We start from the raw sequence: 4,471 nt of genomic DNA on the forward strand, positions 1-4,471 counted from the left end.
ATTTTTATTAGTGTACTTTTTGCCTATCAAACAAACATTTCATTTGTCTGTGATGTGAGACAGTATTTCGTCATTCGAAAGAATGGCTTTATTTATTGCCCTTATGGGCAGTGATTCAGGGAATGGTATAACCGGTGGGATAAGCGATGTTGGACTGCAAATAAAGCCCAATAAAAAGGACGTTTGCCGCAGCGAAACGTCCCTTCGTCTTAAATTAATGACCTAAGTTTAGGCCATTAAAGTCTGACTTAACCGACCTTAGCCAATAGCGATTTACGGTAGACCACTATGTCTTCAATCGTCAGTACAGGCATATTGTGCAGTGCGCCGAAGGCGATAATTTCGGGTAAACGCGCCATAGTGCCGTCGGGATTGGTGACTTCACACAATACACCAGCAGGTTTTAAGCCAGCGAGTTGCACTAAATCGATCGTGCCTTCGGTGTGGCCGCGGCGGGTTAGCACGCCGCCCGGTTGGGCGCGAAGTGGATACACATGGCCTGGGCGAGCGAGATCGCTTGGCTTAGCGTTGTCGGCAATCGCGGCTTTAATGGTGGTCACGCGGTCAGCGGCAGAAACCCCAGTCGTTACACCGACAGTTGCTTCAATGCTCACAGTAAATGCCGTGCCGTATTGGCTCGAGTTGTGCTCGACCATAGCAGGCAGTTCGAGGGCTTTGATTTTTTCATCGGGTAAACACAGGCAAACAATACCGCTACATTCACGGATGAGCATGGCCATTTGGGCGTTCGTCAGTGTCTCGGCAGCGAAAATTAAATCGCCTTCGTTTTCTCTATCTTCGTCATCGACCACTAACACACCTTGGCCTTGACGCAGGGCATTAAGACCCGCTTCAACGCGTTCGATAGCAGTACCAAAAGGAGCAAGTAAAGACTGATTCATGGTTAATATCCTTAAAAAATACGACATTGGAATATCCAGAATCAGGGCGTGCAGAAATACAACTTAATCAAACCTAATGGCTCGATTTTGCTGTAGCAATATCACTTCACTTGGGGTGAAGTTATTGCAAAACATGAGGCTAACACTGCAATACATAAGCGCGTTGCACTTAAATACCACAAGGTTGTCTTACATTCTCTTCCATCCGGACTCAGCACTGTCGCCATTAAAGCAAACAGTCCATTACCGTCGGCTCTGGAATAGTCAGTTTTGCACTAGGCAAAATCTAAGGCACCAGATCTGCTGACCCCGAAAGTGATTTCGGGCGCTCGCGGGCTTTGGGGATGCTCAGTAAAATAATCACTTAGCGTTACCCATTTACCGCCGGTGGGGAGTTTCACCCCGCCCTGAGAATTTGCTTTTGAGCTGTTTGCGCTCAAAAACGCGGTTATGTTGCTCTTATTTAGCGCGAATGGCAACTTCTCGCGTTCAATGTTTGCGCTAGTGCACACCTGACCACTATCATACTAATTTATTTGCCGTCGCATTTTTCGACGGTCGTTATGGACGTCACAAGGACGTATAAATGCGATCTCTGCTGCTAACTTTAGGTATTGCCATGTTGTTATCCGGTTGTTCGACCTCAAAAGGGCAAGTACCCGCCCCAGTTGCTGAAAAAATCCCCCATGTGATGACTTTACATGGCGTAACCCGTACCGATGATTACTATTGGCTACGTGACGATGAACGCAAAGATCCTAATGTGTTGGCCCATCTCGAAGCCGAGAATCGCTACACTGCGGCCTATTTCAAACCCTTAAAGCCGCTGCAAGATGGCCTTTTTAAAGAGTTAACTGAGCGCTTAGTCGCCGATGAGTCCAGTGTGCCGTACCAATGGCACCAGCACAGCTATTACAGCCGTTATAAAGAAGGCGGCGAATATCCGTTAATCAGCCGTAAGGGCGCCGATGGCGTTGAGCAAGTGATGCTGGATGTTAACGAGCGAGCTCAGGGCCATGAGTTTTATGGCTTAGGCGGCGCCAGCGTTAGCCCAGATGAAACCATGTTGGCCTTTGGCGAAGATGTCCTCAGCCGCCGTGTATATCACATCTATTTTAAAGACTTGGCTTCGGGCGACATGATCACCGACGTGCTTGAAAATACCGAAGGTCGCGTAGTGTGGGCGAACGACAACAAACATGTGTTCTATATCGCCAAAGATTTGCAGACCTTACTTGGCTACCAAGTGTATCGCCATGAGCTGGGCACTAAGCAATCGAGCGATGTCTTAGTTTATGAAGAACAAGACGATTCTTTTTATATTTCGCTCGGCAAAACCTTAGATGAGTCGCAAATTGTGTTGTTCCAAGAGAGCACCACGACGAGCGAAGTGTCAGTGCTCGATGCCAGCGAACCTTTAGGTTTATTCAAGCCAGTGTTAGCGCGGGAAGAAGGTCACGAATACAGTGTGTCTAAGCTGGGTGATACTTATTACATTCTCACCAACTGGCAGGCGACAAACTTCCGCTTGATGAAGGTCGCCATCAAAGATGCGGCGGACAAATCTAAGTGGCAAGAAGTGGTTGCGCATAACCCCAATGCCCGTATCGAAGACGAGTTAGTGCTCAAGGATTATCTGATTATTCAGACCCGCGAAAATGGCCTAACGCGCATTAAAGTGATGCCATTCAATGGTCAAAAGCCCTTCGAGTTGAGCTTTGATGAGCCTGCCTATGTGATGGGGTTAGATGTTAATTCTCAGCAAGACAGCAATAAGTTACGCATTTTCTACTCTAGCCTGACAACGCCAGAAGCCGTATACGAATATTCGCTGGTGAATCCAGATAGACGGGATTTATTGAAACAAGATCAAGTCTTAGGCGGCTTCGATGCCAGCCAATATCGTGCCGAACGTGTGTTTGTGACTGCCCGCGACGGTGTAAAAGTGCCGGTTTCTTTGGTGTATCGTAAAGATAAATTCAAGAAAGATGGCACTAACCCTCTGTATCAATACGGTTATGGATCTTACGGTTATACAGTGGAACCCGATTTTTCTTCATCCGTTATCAGTCTGCTCGATCGCGGCTTTGTGTATGCCATCGCCCACGTGCGCGGTTCAGAAATGCTCGGCCGCCCTTGGTATGACGACGGTAAGCTGTTGAATAAGCAAAACACCTTCAATGATTTTATCGACGTAACAACGGCATTAACGGCACAAGGTTATGGCGATAAAAACAAGGTCGTCGCCTCTGGCGGCAGCGCGGGAGGTTTGCTAATGGGCGCAATTGCTAACCAAGCGCCGGACAAGTATTTTGCCATCGCAGCCCATGTGCCGTTTGTTGATGTGGTGACCACTATGCTGGACGAGTCGATTCCGCTGACGACCAATGAGTACGATGAGTGGGGCAATCCGAACGAGAAAACCTATTTCGATTACATGCTGAGTTACTCGCCTTATGACAATGTCACCGAGCAAGAATACCCACACATGTTAGTGACGACGGGTTTGCATGACTCGCAAGTGCAGTATTTTGAACCTGCCAAGTGGGTCGCTAAGCTGCGCGATGTTAAAAACCAATGGTACAAGAGCGACGATAAAGTCTTGTTACTTAACGTGGATATGGAAGCCGGCCACGGTGGTAAGAGTGGTCGCTATCGCCAATACCAAGACACAGCCCAAGAATATGCGTTCTTCTTGAGTCTGTTAGGTATGGCAAAGTAGGTCATTCGCAAGTGACCGAATCAGCCGTCAGCCTAGGCAATACGGACAAAGAAGTTTTACAGCAACATGAGTCACTGGGGGCAGACACACTTGCCCCAGTGACTAGCGCTGTCGCTACCAAAGATATAGTTACAGAAGCTTCGACTATAGAAGAAACCCCAATAGCAGAATTAGTGACAGAAGCTTCGCTGAATCCCGTACCATTAAAATCTGCACCTCTGAAGCCTACACCCATAAAGTCATCATCCCTCTGGTATTTGTATCTAGTCCGCTGTGCCAATGGGCATTTATATACAGGCGTCACCACCAACGTGGCGCGACGCTTTAGCGAGCATCAGTCGGGTGGCATCAAATCCGCTAAGTATCTGCGCGGTAAAGGTCCGTTAACGCTGATGTATCAAGAGCAGGTTGGTAGTCACGGCGATGCACTGCGCCGTGAAATAGCAGTTAAAAAGCTAAGCCGTAGTCAAAAGCTGGCGTTGATTGATTCTGGGGGCTGTGTGCTTGAACACTAGAATTTTAGTGGCACGTTACGCTGACTGAGATTGTTCTGTCTTTCCATTTTCACATCTAGCTTTATCTTCAATGTGTTCTTCGTTTTAAAGCAAAGTCAAAGTCGTGGGGCTTCACCCCACACCCGACCAAGGAGGACTGCTCGTCCTATCCTCCTTGGATGCTCCATGACGCCCCCAACGGAGTTGAAAGCCCCTTGGGCATTAAGCGCTGAAGAATCCCCTGATGATTTACAAATAAATCATCAAATTAGGGTGGAAGCACATCTTGTTGCATGATCAAATGGTTTCGCTAAAAACTACACTTGGACAACAAGATGCGCGAAGCCAATATC

3 protein-coding genes and 1 riboswitch are annotated in these 4,471 nt (G+C 47.8%); of the genes, 2 read left to right on the top strand and 1 reads right to left on the bottom strand.

Going from position 1 to position 4,471, the window contains the following annotated elements:
* Positions 1-248: 248 nt before the first annotated feature.
* Positions 249-902 carry a 3,4-dihydroxy-2-butanone-4-phosphate synthase gene (ribB, locus tag K5Q99_RS21310; protein ID WP_011848186.1) on the bottom strand — a complete coding sequence of 218 codons (654 nt, stop codon included), beginning with the start codon at positions 900-902 and terminating at the stop codon, positions 249-251.
* Positions 903-1,091: 189 nt separating this feature from the next.
* Positions 1,092-1,321: riboswitch (FMN riboswitch) on the bottom strand.
* Between the two features lie 167 nt (positions 1,322-1,488).
* Here ribB and K5Q99_RS21315 point away from each other — a divergent pair.
* Complete coding sequence (locus K5Q99_RS21315) at positions 1,489-3,624, top strand: S9 family peptidase (RefSeq protein ID WP_220778063.1); 2,136 nt, start codon at positions 1,489-1,491, stop codon at positions 3,622-3,624.
* A gap of 11 nt (positions 3,625-3,635) precedes the next feature.
* A complete protein-coding gene (locus tag K5Q99_RS21320; RefSeq protein ID WP_220778064.1) occupies positions 3,636-4,139 on the top strand; it encodes a GIY-YIG nuclease family protein in 504 nt (167 codons plus the stop codon).
* The last annotated feature ends 332 nt before the right edge of the window (positions 4,140-4,471 follow it).

Source organism: Shewanella hafniensis, assembly GCF_019655335.1.
GTDB classification, from domain to species: domain Bacteria; phylum Pseudomonadota; class Gammaproteobacteria; order Enterobacterales; family Shewanellaceae; genus Shewanella; species Shewanella hafniensis.